This is a genomic window from Streptomyces sp. NBC_00659, assembly GCF_036226925.1.
GTDB lineage: Bacteria > Actinomycetota > Actinomycetes > Streptomycetales > Streptomycetaceae > Streptomyces.
This window is the reverse complement of record NZ_CP109031.1, coordinates 7,057,908-7,074,562: the sequence shown is the minus strand read 5'-3', so window position 1 is coordinate 7,074,562 and position 16,655 is coordinate 7,057,908. Positions and strand designations below refer to the sequence as shown.

General features: G+C 72.3%; 12 protein-coding genes. 5 read left to right on the top strand and 7 right to left on the bottom strand.

Annotated elements, in window-relative coordinates:
• Positions 1–58: 58 nt before the first annotated feature.
• Together OG410_RS30935 and OG410_RS30930 are read left to right on the top strand one after the other, a co-directional pair.
• On the top strand, positions 59–1,831 hold the full coding sequence (locus tag OG410_RS30935; RefSeq protein ID WP_329302091.1) for an AMP-binding protein: 1,773 nt from the start codon (positions 59–61) through the stop codon (positions 1,829–1,831).
• A 15-nt stretch (positions 1,832–1,846) separates the two neighbouring features.
• A complete protein-coding gene (locus OG410_RS30930; RefSeq protein ID WP_329302090.1) occupies positions 1,847–2,701 on the top strand; it encodes a PaaX family transcriptional regulator in 855 nt (284 codons plus the stop codon).
• On the opposite strand, the gene OG410_RS30925 is transcribed toward OG410_RS30930, so the two are convergent.
• Complete coding sequence (locus OG410_RS30925) at positions 2,685–4,973, bottom strand: bifunctional salicylyl-CoA 5-hydroxylase/oxidoreductase (protein WP_329302089.1); 2,289 nt, start codon at positions 4,971–4,973, stop codon at positions 2,685–2,687. The genes OG410_RS30930 and OG410_RS30925 overlap by 17 nt on opposite strands.
• 7 nt (positions 4,974–4,980) lie before the next feature.
• Positions 4,981–5,808, bottom strand: coding sequence for an enoyl-CoA hydratase family protein (locus OG410_RS30920; protein ID WP_326785004.1), 828 nt, complete (start codon positions 5,806–5,808; stop codon positions 4,981–4,983).
• A 417-nt stretch (positions 5,809–6,225) separates the two neighbouring features.
• Here OG410_RS30920 and OG410_RS30915 point away from each other — a divergent pair, with 417 nt between their 5' ends.
• Positions 6,226–6,666, top strand: coding sequence for an ATP-binding protein (locus OG410_RS30915; RefSeq protein WP_329302088.1), 441 nt, complete (start codon positions 6,226–6,228; stop codon positions 6,664–6,666).
• Between the two features lie 108 nt (positions 6,667–6,774).
• Here the strand turns inward: OG410_RS30915 and argF are convergent, their stop codons facing one another.
• A complete protein-coding gene (argF, locus tag OG410_RS30910; RefSeq protein ID WP_329302087.1) occupies positions 6,775–7,782 on the bottom strand; it encodes an ornithine carbamoyltransferase in 1,008 nt (335 codons plus the stop codon).
• 143 nt (positions 7,783–7,925) lie between these two features.
• The gene (locus tag OG410_RS30905; protein ID WP_329302086.1) at positions 7,926–9,149 is read right to left on the bottom strand and encodes an arginine deiminase; all 1,224 of its coding nucleotides are present in this window, start codon (positions 9,147–9,149) and stop codon (positions 7,926–7,928) included.
• A gap of 164 nt (positions 9,150–9,313) precedes the next feature.
• On the opposite strand from OG410_RS30905, the gene OG410_RS30900 reads away from it, so the two are divergent.
• Positions 9,314–10,393 carry an SPFH domain-containing protein gene (locus OG410_RS30900; protein ID WP_329302085.1) on the top strand — a complete coding sequence of 360 codons (1,080 nt, stop codon included), beginning with the start codon at positions 9,314–9,316 and terminating at the stop codon, positions 10,391–10,393.
• Complete coding sequence (locus tag OG410_RS30895) at positions 10,390–11,283, top strand: hypothetical protein (protein ID WP_329302084.1); 894 nt, start codon at positions 10,390–10,392, stop codon at positions 11,281–11,283. Before OG410_RS30900 ends, OG410_RS30895 begins: the two co-directional genes overlap by 4 nt.
• Before the next feature lie 418 nt (positions 11,284–11,701).
• Here the strand turns inward: OG410_RS30895 and OG410_RS30890 are convergent, their stop codons facing one another.
• The 3 genes from OG410_RS30890 to OG410_RS30880 all read right to left on the bottom strand — a co-directional run bounded on the left by OG410_RS30890 (position 11,702) and on the right by OG410_RS30880 (position 16,638).
• Positions 11,702–14,245 carry a polynucleotide kinase-phosphatase gene (locus OG410_RS30890; protein WP_329302083.1) on the bottom strand — a complete coding sequence of 848 codons (2,544 nt, stop codon included), beginning with the start codon at positions 14,243–14,245 and terminating at the stop codon, positions 11,702–11,704.
• Positions 14,242–15,735, bottom strand: a complete 1,494-nt coding sequence (locus OG410_RS30885; RefSeq protein WP_329302082.1) for a 3' terminal RNA ribose 2'-O-methyltransferase Hen1 — start codon at positions 15,733–15,735, stop codon at positions 14,242–14,244. The genes OG410_RS30890 and OG410_RS30885 overlap by 4 nt, the downstream gene beginning before the upstream one ends.
• A 279-nt stretch (positions 15,736–16,014) precedes the next feature.
• Positions 16,015–16,638, bottom strand: coding sequence for a TetR/AcrR family transcriptional regulator (locus OG410_RS30880; protein ID WP_329302081.1), 624 nt, complete (start codon positions 16,636–16,638; stop codon positions 16,015–16,017).
• Between the last annotated feature and the right edge of the window lie 17 nt (positions 16,639–16,655).

Below are 16,655 nucleotides of genomic sequence, written 5' to 3'. Positions count from 1 at the left end.
TGCGAGCCCACCACGACGCCCACCGAGGCAGCCCGTCAAGGCAAGGGGGCGAGACGCCATGGACCTTGTGGATCCCCTGGATCCCGCAGACACTCCGGGGCCGGCACGTTCGGCCCACGTCGACACCTTCGCGCGCGACCACCTCCCGCCCCCCGGGCAGTGGCCGGAACTCCGCTTCGACCTGCCCGAGCTGCGCTATCCCGACCGGCTCAACTGCGCCGTCGAGCTCCTCGCGGACACCGATCCCGGACGCCCGGTGTTCCGTACGCCGTCCGGCGCACCGTGGACCTACGGACAGCTCCGCGCCCGTGTCGACCGGATCGCCCATGTGCTGACCGGCGAGCTGGGTGTGGTGCCGGGCAACCGGGTGCTGCTGCGCGGCCCGACCACACCGTGGCTGGCGGCGTGCTGGCTGGCGGTGCTGAAGGCGGGCGCGGTCGCCGTCACGGTGCTCGCGCAGCAGCGGCCGCACGAACTGAGCACGATGTGCTCGATCGCCCGGGTGACCCATGCCCTGTGCGACGTCCGCTCGGTCGACGACCTGGTCAAGGCGGAGGTTCCCGGACTGCGGGTCACCACGTACGGCGGTGACGCGCCCGGCGATCTGCTGCTGCGGATCACCGGCGCCCCGGGCGAGCCCTTCGACGCGGTGGACACGGCCGCCGACGACGTGGCGCTGATCGCGTTCACCTCGGGCACCACCGGCCGGCCCAAGGGCTGTATGCACTTCCACCGTGATGTGCTGGCGATCGCGGACACGTTCTCGAAGCATGTGCTGCGGCCGCGCGAGGACGATGTCTTCGCGGGCAGTCCTCCCCTGGGCTTCACGTTCGGGCTCGGCGGTCTCGTGGTCTTCCCGCTGCGCGCCGGCGCCTGCTCCCTGCTGCTCGAACAGGCGGGCCCCCGACAGCTGTTGCCCGCGATCGCCGAGCACCGGGTCTCCGTGCTGTTCACCGCGCCGACCGCCTACCGGGCGATGCTGGCGGAGCTGGCGGAACCGTCGGAGGCGGAAGCGGACGGGCACGACATCGGGTCGCTGCGGCGCTGTGTGTCCGCCGGCGAGAACCTTCCCGCCGCGACCTGGCGGGGCTGGCAGGAGCGCACCGGGCTCGGCATCATCAACGGCATCGGCGCCACCGAGCTGCTGCACATCTTCATCTCCGCCGCCGACGGCGACATCCGCCCCGGCACGACGGGCGTACCCGTGCCGGGCTGGCACGCGCGCGTGGTAAACGCCGGTGGGACGCCCGTGCCGGACGGCGAGCCCGGTCTGCTCGCCGTACGCGGCCCGGTCGGCTGCCGGTATCTCGCGGACCCCCGGCAGCGGGAGTACGTACGCGGCGGCTGGAACATCACCGGTGACACCTATGTCCGCGACCCCGACGGCTACTTCCGCTATGTGGCCCGCGCCGACGACATGATCATCTCGGCGGGGTACAACATCGCGGGCCCCGAGGTCGAGGACGCGCTGCTGCGGCACCCGGACGTCCTGGAGACGGCCGTCGTCGGTCAGTCCGACGAGGCGCGCGGGCAGATCGTGGTGGCCTACGCCGTACTCAAGGAGGGCGCCCTCCGGGACGCCGAAACGCTGCGCACCTTCCTCAAGTCCGAGCTGGCTCCGTACAAATGCCCCCGCGAGATCGTCTTCCTGGACGCCCTGCCACGGACCGCCACGGGCAAGCTCCAGCGGTTCAGGCTGCGGGAGGAAGGCCGTTCCGACGGCGCCACCGGCATCCCCTCGGACTCCCTGCCCGGGGAGCCGGCCTCCGTGCCCGGGGCGTCGGCGTCCGCTGCCGGGGACGACTTGTCCGCGGACGGCGATCCCAAGTGATCTTCGCGCACTAGAGTGATCAACGTGTCAGAGCACCACGCCCCCCGGTCCCTCATCGTCACTTTCTACGGCGCCTACGGCCGTTTCACGCCCGGCCCGGTGCCGGTGGCCGAGTTGATCCGGCTCCTCGCCGCGGTCGGCGTGGACGCGCCCTCGGTGCGCTCGTCGGTCTCCCGGCTCAAGCGCCGCGGGCTGCTGGAGCCGGCGCGCACCGCGGCGGGCGCGGCCGGGTACGCGTTGTCGCCGGACGCACGGCAGTTGCTCGACGACGGTGACCGCAGGGTGTACGCGACGACACCTCCCGAGGACGGCGGCTGGGTGCTCGCCGTGTTCTCCGTGCCCGAGTCGGAGCGGCAGAAACGGCACGTCCTGCGCTCGCGGCTGGCCGGTCTCGGCTTCGGCACGGCCGCCCCCGGTGTCTGGATCGCCCCGGCGCGGCTGTACGAGGAGACCCGGCACACCCTGGAACGGCTGCGGCTCGACGGGTACGTGGAGCTGTTCCGGGGCGAGCATCTGGGGTTCGCCGCGACGGCCGACGCAGTGGCGCGCTGGTGGGACCTGACCGCGATCGCCAAGGAGCACGAGGCGTTCCTCGGCCGGCACGCGCGGGTGCTGCACACCTGGGAGGAGCGGACGGACACCCCGCCCGAGGAGGCGTACCGCGACTACCTGCTCGCGCTCGACTCCTGGCGCCATCTCCCCTACACCGACCCGGGGTTGCCCGCGGCCCTGCTCCCCGAGGACTGGCCCGGCGCCCGCTCGGCCACCGTCTTCCGGGCACTCCACGAGCGACTGCGGGACGCGGGCGCGGAGTTCGCCGGGGTGCCTCCGTGGCCGGGGCACCCCGACACTCTCACGTACCCAGGGTGAGCCGGGGTTTGGGGGCGTCGGTACGGCCGGTCTGGGGGCGGCGGCTGCCCGCACGGTAGGGCGTCGGCCAGTCGGCGCCCGGCCCTTCGTAGCCTTGCTCGGCCGCCGCGTGCAGCGTCCAGTTCGGGTCGTACAGGTGTGGCCTGGCGAGCGCGCACAGGTCGGTACGCCCGGCCAGGATCAGGGAGTTGACGTCGTCCCAGGACGAGATCGCGCCGACGGCGATGACCGGGATCCCCGTCTCGTGACGGATCCGGTCCGCGTACGGCGTCTGGTAGGAGCGGCCGTACTCGGGGCGCTCGTCCGTCACCACCTGGCCGGTCGACACGTCCACCGCGTCGGCGCCGTGCGCGGCGAAGGCCCGCGCGATCGCCACCGCGTCGTCCCCGGTGGTGCCGCCCTCGGCCCAGTCCGTGGCGGAGATGCGTACGGTCATCGGCCGTTCCGCGGGCCACACCGCCCGCACCGCGTCGAACACTTCGAGCGGGAAGCGCAGCCGCTTCTCCAGCGATCCGCCGTACGCGTCGGTCCGTAGGTTGGTCAGCGGGGAGAGAAAGCCGGAGAGCAGGTAGCCGTGGGCGCAGTGCAGTTCGAGGAGGTCGAAGCCGCAGCGCGCCGCGCGGCAGGCGGCCTCGGTGAACTGCTCGCGCAGATCGGTGAGCTGGGCGCGCGACAGCTGGCGCGGGGTCTGGCTGTCCGGCCTGTACGGGAGCGGGGAGGCGGCCACGAGGGGCCAGTTGCCGTCCGGCAGGGGTTCGTCGATGCCCTCCCACATCAGCCGCGTGGAGCCCTTGCGGCCCGCGTGGCCGAGCTGGAGGCCGATCGCCGTGCCCGGTGCCTGACGGTGCGTGAAATCCACGATCCGCCGCCATGAGTCGGCCTGCCGGGCGGTGTAGATGCCCGCGCAGCCGGGCGTGATGCGGCCCTCCGCGCTGACGCACACCATCTCCGTCATGACCAGTCCCGCGCCGCCCAGGGCCCGCGCGCCGAGGTGGACGAGATGGAAGTCGCCGGGGACGCCGTCCACGGCCGAGTACATGTCCATCGGTGAGACGACGACCCGGTTGCGCAGGGTCAGACCGCGCAGCCGGAACGGGGTGAACATCGGCGGGGTGCCGGGCGGACAGCGGAACTCACGCTCGACCGCGGCCACGAAGCGCGGATCACGCAGCCGCAGGTTGTCGTGCGTGACGCGGCGGCTGCGGGTGAGGAGGTTGAACGCGAACTGCCGGGTGGGCTGGCCGAGATAGCGGCCGAGGTTCTCGAACCAGTCGAGGCTGGCGCGGGCGGCCCGTTGGGTGGAGGCGACGACCGGTCGCCGCTCCTCCTCGTAGGCCGCCAACGCCTCTGCCGGCGAGGGCTGTTCCTCCAGACAGGCGGTCAGCGCGAGCGCGTCCTCGACGGCGAGCTTCGTACCGGAGCCGATGGAGAAGTGCGCGGTGTGCGCCGCGTCGCCGAGCAGGACCAGATTGCCGTGCGACCAGCGGTCGTTGACGATCGTGCGGAAGGTCGTCCACGTCGATTTGTTGGCACGCAGCGGGCGTCCGCCGAGCGCGTCCGCGAAGATCTTGCCGCACCGCTCGATGGACTCCTGCTCGTCGAGGTCCGCGAACCCCGAGGCACGCCACACCTCTTCGCGCATCTCGACGATGACGGTGGAGGCGCCGGCCGAGTACGGGTAGCCGTGGAGCTGCATCACGCCGTGTTCGGTCTCGGCGATCTCGAAGCGGAAGGCGTCGAAGGCGAAGTCGGCGGCGAGCCAGACGTAGCGGCAGCGGTGTTCCTCGACGGACGGGCGGAACCACTCCGCGTGGGCCGCGCGCGTGAGGCTGTGCACACCGTCGGCGGCGACGACGAGGTCGTAGGCCGCCATGAGTTCGTCCACGGGCGGGGCTTCGGCCGAGAAGCGCAGGTCGACGCCGAGCGAGCGGCAGCGTTCGTGCAGGATCTCCAGGAGCCGGCGCCGTCCGAGCGCCGCGAAGCCGTGACCGCCGGAGGTGTGCCGCACTCCGCGGTGCACGATGTCGATGTCGTCCCAGCGGACGAACTCGGCCTGGAGCGCCGCGTACACGACCGGGTCGGCGTGCTCGATGCCGCCGAGGGTCTCGTCGGACAGGACGACGCCGAAGCCGAAGGTGTCGTCGGGCGCGTTGCGTTCCCAGACGGTGATCTCGCGGGCCGGGTCCAGGCGTTTGAGGAGGGCCGCGGCGTAGAGTCCGCCAGGGCCACCGCCGATCACCGCGACCCGCCTCACGCCGGCCTTCACGCGCATCCCGGGCTCACCTCCCCTGCCACTTCGGGGCCCGCTTCTCGGTGAAGGCGGCGTGGAACTCGGTGTAGTCCTCGCCGTTCATCAGCAGGGCCTGGGTCGCGGCGTCCAGTTCGACGGCGGCCGCGAGCGGCATGTCCAGCTCGGCGGTGAGCAGCGCCTTCGTCTGGGCGTACGCCAGGGCCGGACCGTCGGCGAGACGGCGGGCCAGTGCCTGGGCACCCTCGTCGGCGTGCCCCTCGTCGGTGAGTTCGCTGATCAGCCCGATGCGTTCGGCCTCGGGCGCGCGCACCGGTTCGCCGAGCATCAGCAGCCGGGTCGCGTGTCCGAGCCCGACCACACGGGGCAGCAGATAGGCCGCGCCCATGTCGCCGCCGGACAGACCGACCCGGGTGAAGAGGAAGGCGAAGCGGGCGCTCGGGTCGGCCACCCGGAAATCCGCGGCCAGCGCCAGCACGGCTCCGGCGCCCGCCGCCACGCCGTGCACCGCGGCGATCACCGGGAACGGGCATTCCCGTACGGCCCTGACGACCTGCCCGGTCATCCGGTTGAAGTCGAGGAGCTGGGCGGTGTCCATGGAGAGGGTCGCGCCGATGATCTCGTCGACGTCGCCGCCGGAGCAGAATCCGCGGCCCTCGCCGGCGAGCACCAGTGCGCGCACGGACCGCTCGCGGGACAGCTCGGCGAGCAGGTCGCGCAGGTCTGCGTAGGCACCGAAGGTGAGCGCGTTGAGTTTCTCGGGGCGGGCCAGGGTGACCGTGGCGACGCCGTCGGTGAGCTCGTACCTCAGATGCTGCCAGTCGGCGGTGCGGCCGGCGGAGCCGGTGAAGGGACTCATGGCGGGCGGCCTCCTAGGGCGGGGGCGACGCGATACGGCTGTCCCACCAAGTTATCACTCATTCGTGACTGTCGTCATGAGTGCGCGATAGAGCGGATGGACCACGAGACGCGAAGGACGGGGCGCGGTCCGTGACGAAACGGTCGCAGGTCGTGAACGGGGGCGCGAGGGGACCGTGGTCCGTCACCGCGTCACGGATTGTCGATAGCCGTGTAACGACGGGGCCGGAGGCGGGAGGAGGGCCGTTTGTCCGGGTACACAGTCCGTATCGGACCGAACGTCCCGAAAGGAGGCCTTGTCCCCTCCGGAACGCATCGGCCGATGTCCCTGAACAGTCCGCCGAGCGCGTTCACCCGATGGCGCCGTACCATTCCTTAGGTTGTAAGCAGGACAGCCTGCTCCACGAACGGACCCGCCTTGCACGACACCCCAGTACCCGCCTCCTGGCGCATCGCGCTGCCGCACACCGTCGCGGCCGTGCCGGTCGCCCGCGCCCTGGTCCGCACGGCACTCGCGGAACGGGAACACGCGGCCGACAGCGACACCGCCGAGCTGCTCACCGCGGAGCTGGTCGCCAACGCGGTCGAGCACACCGCGGGCGACGGACCGATAGAGCTGGTCGTGGAACTGATGCCGACCGGCTGCCGGGTCGAAGTGCACGACCCGGACCCGGAGCCGCCCCTCGATCTGACGCTGCCGCACCCGCCCGGCGAGCCGGACCCCTGGCAGGAGCACGGGCGCGGCCTGCTGCTGCTCCGCGCCCTCAGCTCGGCCTGCGGGCACCGCCCCACCGACTCGGGCAAGGCGGTCTGGTTCAGGCTGCCCGTGATTCCCGCCCAGCGGCAGCCGGCGCTGTAGCGGCCCACACGGGACACGCGCGTCACCCGCAGACACGTACGGATGTACGGGCCTGCGGGCTACGGGCCCAGGGATCTACGTCTACGGGCCTGGGCGCCCACGGGATGATCAGGCCAGCGTGGCGACCATGATCGCCTTGATGGTGTGCAGCCGGTTCTCGGCCTGGTCGAAGACGACGGAATGCGCCGACTCGAAGACCTCGTCGGTGACCTCCAGCGAGTCGAGTCCGTACACCTCGTACAGCTCGCGGCCGACCCGGGTGCCGAGGTCGTGGAAGGCCGGCAGGCAGTGCAGGAACCTGACGTCCGGGTTCCCGGTGGCGCGCAGTACGTCCATGGTCACGGCGTACGGGACCAGGGCGCCGATGCGCTCGGCCCACACCTCCTTGGGCTCCCCCATGGAGACCCAGACGTCGGTGGCCACGAAGTCGGCACCCCGCACGCCTTCGCCCACCTGCTCGGTGAGGGTGACGCTGCCGCCGCTCTTCGCGGCGAGTTCGCGGGCCTTCTCGACGATCTCGTCGGCCGGCCAGTAGGCCTGGGGAGCCACTATCCGCACATCCATGCCGAGCAGCGCGCCGGTGATCACGTACGAGTTGCCCATGTTGAAACGGGCGTCACCCATGTAGGCGAAGGTGATCTCATCGACCGGCTTGGCGCAGTGCTCGGTCATGGTGAGGACGTCGGCCAGCATCTGGGTGGGGTGCCATGCGTCGGTGAGGCCGTTGTAGACCGGCACTCCGGCGTGGGCGGCCAGCTCCTCCAACGCGGACTGGCTGTCGCCGCGGTACTCGATCGCGTCGAACATGCGGCCGAGCACACGGGCGGTGTCCTTCACGGACTCCTTGTGACCGATCTGCGAGCCGTTCGGGTCCAGATACGTCGTCGAGGCACCCTGGTCCGCGGCCGCGACCTCGAAGGCGCAGCGGGTACGCGTCGAGGTCTTCTCGAAGATCAGCGCGATGTTCCTGCCCCGGAGATACCGGGTCTCCACCCCGGCCCTCTTGGCCGCCTTGAGCCCGGCGGCCAGCTCGACCAGGCCGAGGAACTCCTCCTCCGTGAAGTCCAGCTCCTTGAGGAAGTGACGGCCGGCGAGGGCGGTCGGGACTGTCGCCATGGGGGCGCTCCAGGGATGACGGGGACGAGGACGGGACCGGACGCCTGAAATTCTATACGACCCTCAGCATTTATATACGGTCGATCGTTCGACTCCGTGCCGACTCCGCGCGACGACCCCGCCCAACGGCCCCGCGCGGGCTCCTACACGGGGTCCCGCACGACGGGACAGCTCATGCAGCGGGGGCCGCCCCTCCCCCTGCCCAGCTCACTGCCCGGGATCTCGATCACCTCGATGCCCTGCTTGCGCAGATGGGTGTTGGTGGTGGAGTTGCGCTCGTAGGCGATCACGACGCCCGGCTCGACGGCGAGGACGTTGCAGCCGTCGTCCCACTGCTCCCGTTCGGCCGCGTGCACGTCCTGCGTGGCGGTCAGGACCCGGATCTCGTTGAGGCCGAGCGCCGCCGCGATGGCACGGTGCATGTGCTCCGGGGGGTGGTCGGTGACCTTCAGTTCCCTGTCTCCCACGCCCGGCTCGATGGTGTACGAGCGGAGCATGCCGAGCCCGGCGTACTGCGTGAAGATGTCGCCGTCGACCATCGTCATCACCGTGTCGAGGTGCATGAGCGCGCGCCGCTTGGGCATGTCGAGCGCCACGATGGTGCGGGCCGAGCCGGCCGCGAACAGCTTGTGGGCGAGCATCTCGACGGCCTGGGGCGTCGTCCGCTCGCTCATGCCGATGAGCACCGCGCCGCTGCCGATGACGAGGACGTCGCCGCCCTCGATGGTGGACGGGTAGTCCGCCTGCCCCTCCGACCAGAGGTTGAAGTCCTCGCCGCGGAAGAGCGGGTGATGCCGGTAGATCGCCTCGAAGTGCACGGTCTCGCGCTGCCGGGCCGGCCAGCGCATGGCGTTGATGGAGACCCCGTCGTAGATCCAGGCGGAGGTGTCACGGGTGAAGAGGTGGTTGGGCAGCGGCCGCAGGAGGAAGTCGTCGAGGTCCATGACATGGAAGCGCACGGAGGTGGGTTCCGCGTGCGCGTCCAGGAACTCGCGCTTGGTCATGCCGCCGACGAGCACGGACGCCAGTTCCGGGGCGGGCATGGCCTCGAAGGCGGCCCGGAGATGGTCGGTGGCGAGCGGACCGTACTCCTTCTCGTCGAAGACCCGGTCCAGGACGAGCGACCTGGCCTCCCCGATGGCCACGGTCTCGGTGAGCAGGTCGCCGAAGAGGTGGACGGTGACCCCACGGTCGCGCAGCACGTCGGCGAACCCGTCGTGTTCCGCGCGCGCCCGGCGCACCCACAGCACGTCGTCGAAGAGGAGCGCGTCCTTGTTGCTGGGGGTGAGCCTTTTGAGCTCGAGATCGGGCCGGTGCAGGATGACGCGGCGCAGCCGCCCGGCCTCGGAGTCGACATGGAATCCCATGCCTCCATCCTGACCATCCGGACGCGTGTTCACCCGTGGATCGCCCGAGCCGCACCGCATTCATTTCGTCCCCTTGACGATAAGCCTGCCCGTTCGTTATCGTCTCGGTGACGACAATGAACGACGTGGAGCCGCCGGGACAGCCCGGCGTCGAGGGGGTACACATGGCCGACATCACGCGACGCCTGGGCTGGCGCCATCTGCGCGGGGCACCCACCGCCCATGTCCGGCACCACCGGTCGGGACAGCTGGTCCACGACGGTCCCGGACTCAGCTTCTGGTACCGCTCACTGACCGCGGCGCTCTCCGAAGTCCCCGTCGACGACCGCGAGTTGGCGATGACCTTCCATGCCCGTACGTCCGACTTCCAGGATGTCGCGGTGCAGGCGACCGTCACCTACCGGATCAGTGACCCCGCGGTCGCCGCCTCTCGTATCGACTTCTCCATAGACCCCGACTCCGGCGCATGGCGCGGCACCCCGCTGGAGCAGCTGGGCTCGCTGCTGACCGAGACGGCCCAGCAGCACGCACTCGACGTGCTCGCCCGTACGTCGCTGGCGTCCGCCCTGGTCGACGGCGTCGCGGCGGTGCGGGAGCGGATCGCGGACGGCCTCGCCGCCGAGCCCCGGCTGCCTGCCACCGGCATCGAGGTGGTCGCGGTGCGGGTCGTCGCGCTGCGCCCGGAGCCCGAGGTGGAACGGGCGCTGCGCACCCCCGCCCGCGAGCAGATCCAGCAGGACGCGGACAAGGCCACGTACGAGCGCCGGGCCGTCGCGGTCGAGCGGGAGCGGGCCATCGCCGAGAACGAACTCGCCAGCCGGATCGAACTCGCGCGACGCGAGGAGCAGTTGGTCGACCAGCAGGGCACGAACGCCCGCCGTGAGGCGGAGGAACACGCGGCGGCGGACGCGGTGCGCGCCGGAGCGGAGGCGGCCCGCACGGTCCGGCTGGCCGAGGCGGAGGCCACCCGGTCGCTGCGGCTCGCCGAGGCGGAGGCCACGCGCAAGGTGCGGCTCGCGGGGGCGGAGGCGCAGGCGGCGCGCGAGGTCGGCGCGGCGCGGGCCGAGGCCCAGGCGGCCTGGCTGCGGGTCCACGGCGACGCGGATGTCGCCACGCTGCACGCCCTGACCGGGACCCGGCTCGCGGAGAACCTGCCCCGCATCGAGAACCTCACCGTCTCGCCCGACGTCCTCACCGGGCTGCTCGCCAAGCTGGGCAACGGGGCCGCCGGGGACCAGGCGTGAGTCTCGCGCCCCGGGTCGTCCTCGTCCACCGGACCACCGAGTACGAGGAGCTGACGGCCCGTCACGGCACGCACGGGCAGGCGGCGTTCTTCCTGTCCTCGCGCGGCCGGGACATCGCGGAGGTCGCCGAACGGCACCGGCGGGCCCGCGAGGCACTGTCCGCGGTCGTGGCGGCCGTTCCGCTGACCTGGCGTCAGGCACGCGTGGAGCGTTCCGACCTGGACCGGTTCCTGTTCGCGCCGGAGGACGTGGTGGTCGTGGTCGGCCAGGACGGGCTGGTCGCGAACGTCGCCAAGTACCTGGAGGGGCAGCCGGTGGTGGGCATCGACGCCGACCCCGGGCGCAATCCGGGCGTGCTGGTGCGGCACCGGCCGGGGGACGCGGGCGCGCTGCTCGCCTCGGCACAGGGGGGCAGCGCCGACGAGCTGACCATGGTCGAGGCGGTCGCGGACGACACGCAGCGGCTGGTCGCGCTCAACGAGATCTATCTGGGAGCCGCGGGCCATCAGACGGCCCGCTATCGGCTGGGGCTCGACGAGTACGGGGGTGCCGTCGAGCCCCAGGCGTCCTCCGGGGTACTGGTGGGGACCGGGACCGGGGCCACCGGCTGGCTCCGGTCGGTGTGGCAGGAGCGGGGCGAGCGGCTTCCTCTGCCGGGGCCGACGGACGAGCGCCTGCTCTGGTTCGTCCGCGAGGCCTGGCCGTCGCCGGCCACGGGCACCTCGCTCGTGGGCGGCGAGCTCACCGGGGCCGGGCGGCTGTCCCTCACGGTGGAGTCGGACCGGCTCATCGTGTTCGGGGACGGGATGGAGGGGGATGCGGTGGAGCTGGTCTGGGGCCAGACCGTGCAGGTGGGGGTGGCCGGGGTTCGGCTCCGCCTGGTCGGCTGAGGGTCGCTCCGCTCCCTCGCCGACCGGCTGCGCCGAGCCCCGCCGGGCCCCGCCGCCCCGGACCGGGCTCCCCTCCCCCGGGCGGGGTGTGTTGTGTGTGCCCCGGTGGGGCGGGTTCGGCTGCTGGCCCGGTGGGGGCGGGCCGCGCAGTTCCCCGCGCCCCTTACGGGGCTCCCACCGGGCCGGCGATTACCGGTCCCGGTGGGTACACGATTCGACTGCGGCCCCGGTGGGGCGGGTTCGGCTGCTGGCCCGGTGGGGGCGGGCCGCGCAGTTCCCCGCGCCCCTTACGGGGCTCCCACCGGGCCGGCGATTACCGGTCCCGGTGGGTACACGATTCGGCTGCGGCCCCGGTGGGGGCCGGGCGCGCCGTTCCCCGCGCCCCTTACGGGCGGCCCGGGTCAAGAGGGTGGACCCGCTACAGGCGGGGGTCCACCGGTTCGGATTCCAGGGAGAGGACCCCGAAGACCGCCTCGTGGACGCGCCACAGGGGCTCGCCCTCGGCCAGGCGGTCCAGCGCTTCGAGGCCCAGCGCGTACTCGCGGATGGCCAGGGACCGCTTGTGGTTGAGGAAGCGGCCGCGCAGCCGGGCCAGGTTCTCCGGGCGGGTGTACTCCGGGCCGTAGATGATCCGCAGGTACTCGCGGCCCCGGCACTTGATGCCGGGCTGTACCAGGCGTCCCTGACCGGTGCGCGCCACGGCTCCGACCGGCTTCACGACCATGCCCTCGCCGCCGCGGCCGGTCATCTCCAGCCACCAGTCGACACCGGCCCGCACCGACTCCGGGTCACCGGTGTCGACGAAGAGCCGCCGGGTGGTGTGCAGCAGCCCGCTCCCGTCGTTCTCCACGAGCCTGTCGATCAGGGCGAGTTGCTCGTCGTGCGGCAGCCCGGCGAGGCTCCGGCCCTGGACGGCCAGGATCTGGAACGGTGCGAGGCGGACGCCTTCGAGGCCGTCCGTGGTCCAGCAGTAGCGGCGGTACGCGTCCGTGAACGCCTGTGCGTCCGCGGCCCGTCCGCGCTGGCGCGCCAGCAGGTCCGTGACGTCGACGCCCCGAGCCGCCGCCCCTTCGAGCGCGGTCAGCACTCCCGGGAACACCGCCCCGGACGCGGCGCCGACAGCGGCGTACTGACTGCGCAGCAGCCCGGACGCCTTCAGCGACCACGGCATCAACTCGGCATCCAGCAGCACCCAGTCGGTGCCCAGCTCCTCCCACAGCCCGGCCTCGGTCGCGGCGGCGCGCACCCGGCCGAGGATCTCCTCGGTGACGGCGGCGTCGTCGAAGAAGGGCCGTCCGGTACGGGTGTACAGCGACCCGGTGGGGCCGTCGACGCCGAACCGCTCGCGGGCCGCGTCCGCGTCCCGGCAGACCAGGGCCACCGCCCGCGACCCCATGTGCTTCTCCTCGCACACGACCCGCTCGACCCCGTCCTCCCGGTACTGGGCGAACGCCTCGGCGGGGTGCTCCAGATAGCCCTCCAGGTGCGAGGTCGCGGTCGGCGCCATGGTCGGCGGGAGGTACGGGAGCAGCCGGGGGTCCACCGCGAAACGGCTCATGACCTCCAGTGCGGCCGCCGCGTTCTCCTCCCGGACGGCCACCCGTCCGGCGTGCCGGGTCTCGACGGCCCTGCGGCCGTGCACGTCCGCGAGGTCCAGCGGACGGCCCTCGTGACCGCCCGGCGCCTCGGTGGCCAGCGGCTTGGCCGGCTCGTACCAGACCCGCTCGGCGGGTACGTCGACGAGCTCGCGCTCCGGCCAGCGCAGGGCGCTGAGCTTGCCGCCGAACACGGCACCGGTGTCCAGGCAGATGGTGTTGTTGAGCCAGGTGGCCGTGGGGACCGGGGTGTGCCCGTACACCACCGCGGCGCGGCCCCGGTAGTCCTCCGCCCACGGATAGCGCACGGGCAGCCCGAACTCGTCGGTCTCCCCGGTCGTGTCGCCGTACAGCGCGTGCGAGCGCACCCGGCCCGAGGTGCGGCCGTGGTACTTCTCCGGCAGGCCCGCGTGGCAGACGACGAGGCGTCCGCCGTCGAGGACGTAGTGACTGACCAGTCCGTCGACGAACTCCCGTACCGTGGCCCGGAATTCCTCGCTCTCCGCGTCCAGCTGCTCGATGGTCTCGGCGAGTCCGTGCGTGTGCTGGACCTGGCGGCCCTTGAGATGGCGGCCGAGCTTGTTCTCGTGGTTGCCGGGCACGCACAGGGCGTTGCCCGAACCGACCATGGACATCACGCGGCGCAGCACACCGGGCGAGTCCGGACCGCGGTCGACGAGGTCGCCCACGAAGACGGCCGTACGGCCCTCGGGGTGCACGCCGTCGACGTAGCCGAGCTTGCCGAGCAGGCTCTCCAGCTCCGAGGCGCAGCCGTGGATGTCGCCCACGATGTCGAAGGGGCCGGTGAGGTGGGTCAGGTCGTTGAAGCGCTTCTCGGTCACCACCGACGCGTTCTCGATGTCCGCCACCCCGCGCAGGACGTGCACCTTGCGGAATCCCTCGCGCTCCAAGGAGCGCAGCGAGCGCCGCAGTTCGCGGATGTGGCGCTGGATCACGCGGCGCGGCATCCCGGCGCGGTCGGTGCGTCCCGCGTTGCGCTCGGCGCAGACGTCCTCGGGCACGTCGAGCACGATGGCGATGGGCAGCACGTCGTACTTCTTGGCGAGTTCGATGAGCTGGCGGCGGCTGTCCTGCTGGACGCTGGTGGCGTCGACGACGGTCCGGCGGCCGGCCGCGAGCCGCTTGCCGGCGATGTAGTGCAGGACGTCGAAGGCGTCGCCGCTGGCGCTCTGGTCGTTCTCGTCGTCGGCGACCAGACCCCGGCAGAAGTCGCTGGAGATGACCTCCGTCGGCTTGAAGTGCCGTCGGGCGAAAGTGGACTTGCCGGAGCCCGAGGCGCCGATCAGCACCACGAGGGAGAGGTCGGTGACGGGCAGGACACGCCCCTGGTCGGTGTGCTCGCTCATGCGGCCTTCTCCTCCTTCGCGTTCGGGGTGCCGGTCGTGCCGGTCGTACTCGTGGCCAGGGTGAAGACGGCCATCTGGGTGGGCGGGCCGACCTCGGGGTCGTCGAGGCCGACAGGGGTGAACTCCACGTCGTAGCCGTGCCGTCCGGCCACCGCGCGGGCCCAGGAGCGGAACTCCTCGCGGGTCCACTCGAATCGGTGGTCGCCGTGCCGGGAGTGGCCGGCGGGCAGGGTCTCCCAGCGGACGTTGTACTCGACGTTCGGGGTCGTCACGAGGACGGTCCGCGGGCGGGCGGAGCCGAACACCGCGTACTCCAGGGCGGGAAGCCGGGGCAGGTCGAGGTGCTCGATGACCTCGCTGAGCACGGCGGCGTCGTACCCCTTCAGGCGGCGGTCGGTGTAGGCGAGCGAGCCCTGGAGGAGCTGGACGCGCGCGGCCTGGCGCTCGCCCATGCGGTCCAGCTTGAGGCGGCGCGAGGCGATGGTGAGCGCGCGTATGGACACGTCGACCCCGACGATCTCGGTGAACCGGACGTCCTTGAGCAGGGCGTGCACCAACTGGCCCTGTCCGCAGCCGAGATCGAGGACGCGGCTCGCGCCACAGGCGTGCAGCGCGGCGAGGATCGCGTCCCGGCGCAGCACGGCGAGAGGTACCGGCTTCTCCTCGGTGTCGGTCTCCTCGTCGACGGCGTTGTCGATCTCCTCGACCGCGAGGTCGTCGGTCTCGGCGAGCCGGGCGAGTTCGAGCCGCTCCATGGCCTCCCGGGTCAGCGACCAGCGCCGGGAGAGATAACGGCTGGTGATCAGCTTGTGCTCCGGGTGGTCCGGCAGCCAGCCCTCGCCGGCCCGCAGCAGCTTGTCGACCTCGTCGGACGACACCCAGTAGTGCTTGGCGTCGTCGAGGACCGGGAGCAGCACGTACAGGTGCCGCAGGGCCTCGGCGAGCGTCAGCTCCTCCGACGTCAGTTCCAGGCGTACGTAGCGGGAGTCGCCCCACTCCGGGAAGCTCTCGTCGAGCGGCACCGGCTCGGCCGTCACCGTCCAGCCCAGCGGCTCGAAGAGCCCTCGCACCAGGTCGGCACCACCGCGCGCGGGCAGCGCGGGCACCTCGATGAGCAGGGGCCTGGTCTCGGCGGGCAGTTCGGGCCGGGCGTTGCACTGGCCCTTCATCGCGCTGGAGAACACGGCGCTGAGCGCCACCGCGAGCAGTGAGGAGGCGGCGTACGGGCGGTCGTTGACGTACTGCGCGAGTGCCGCGTCGGGGGCGCCGCCGCGCCCCTTCCCCTTGCCCCGCCGGACCAGCGCCACCGGGTCGACCTCCAGGAGCAGGGCGGCCGTGCACCGCTCGGCGGTCGCCTCGGGGTACAGCACATGCGCCGTCCCGTACGAGGTCGAGAACTTCTGCGCGTTGTCCGGATGCTTGTGCAGCAGAAAGCCGAGGTCGGTCGCGGGCCGCTCTGGGGTACCGGTGGTACTGATCGTCAGGAACACGGTGTGTCTGCCTCGAAACGTCTTCTGAGCCGTGGACCCGGCGGGCCGTCCGGCCGGTGCGCGGTGCGCACCGGCCGGACGCCGAGGAACCACGGCGTGGGCGAGCACGCCTCGGCCGTCGCCGCTCCCGGCTCCGCCACGGCCCCCGTGGCCCGTGGCCACGCCGCGCCGCGGCCGACCGCAGGGGCGACGCCTGCCCTCGGCGCGCCCCCACAACGTACAGCGGACACCCCAGGTGGACCCGGGGTTTTTCGCCGCGCGCGGACGGCCCGGCCGGGATCAGCCGGAGGTTTCCGGCCCGCGGCGCTCGGGGTCGTCCCCGCCGTTCACGCCCGCGGCGGCGAGCAGGGCGGCGGCGGTCGCGAGGGCGAGTCCGCCGAGGCCCTGGCCCTGCATGACGGCCCGGACGCCCGATCCGTCGAAGGCGACGGTCAGTTGGCGCGCGAGGAGCTCGGGGTCCCCGGCTCCGCCGCGCTCCGCCTCCTGCCGGAAGAACGCGGTCAGCGCGTCCTTGCTGCGGCGGGCCACCACGCTCGCGGGGTGATCCGGCGCCTTCAGCTCGGCGGTCACGGCCACGAAGGGGCAGCCGCGGTAGTCCGGGCGCGCGGCCATCTCCTCCAGGCGTTCGAAGACGTGCAGGACGCGATCACGCGGCGGCCGGTCGTCGTCGGGGGGCAGCAGGAAGGCCAGGTACGCGGGCGCGCTGCGCTCCAGGCTCGCCGCCAGCACGCCGTCCTTGCTGTCGAAGAGCTGGTACATCGAGCGCTTGGACACCCCGGCCACCCGGCACAGCGCCTCGACACCGACGCCGACGCCCTCGCGGTAGAAGAGCTCGGCCGCGGCGTCGAGAAGTCGGTCGCGGGTCGGTGAACCGGCGGTCGCGGTCGAGGTCGCCTGTGTCATGAGCCCAGCTTACGTTC

Coding starts and splice junctions, on each gene's coding strand:
- OG410_RS30935 (WP_329302091.1), top strand. CDS start 59: ATGGACCTTGTGGATCCCCTGGATCCCGCAGACACTCCGGGGCCGGCA.
- OG410_RS30925 (WP_329302089.1), bottom strand. CDS start 4,973: ATGCGCGTGAAGGCCGGCGTGAGGCGGGTCGCGGTGATCGGCGGTGGC.
- OG410_RS30920 (WP_326785004.1), bottom strand. CDS start 5,808: ATGAGTCCCTTCACCGGCTCCGCCGGCCGCACCGCCGACTGGCAGCAT.
- argF (WP_329302087.1), bottom strand. CDS start 7,782: ATGGCGACAGTCCCGACCGCCCTCGCCGGCCGTCACTTCCTCAAGGAG.
- OG410_RS30905 (WP_329302086.1), bottom strand. CDS start 9,149: ATGGGATTCCATGTCGACTCCGAGGCCGGGCGGCTGCGCCGCGTCATC.
- OG410_RS30900 (WP_329302085.1), top strand. CDS start 9,314: ATGGCCGACATCACGCGACGCCTGGGCTGGCGCCATCTGCGCGGGGCA.
- OG410_RS30890 (WP_329302083.1), bottom strand. CDS start 14,245: ATGAGCGAGCACACCGACCAGGGGCGTGTCCTGCCCGTCACCGACCTC.
- OG410_RS30880 (WP_329302081.1), bottom strand. CDS start 16,638: ATGACACAGGCGACCTCGACCGCGACCGCCGGTTCACCGACCCGCGAC.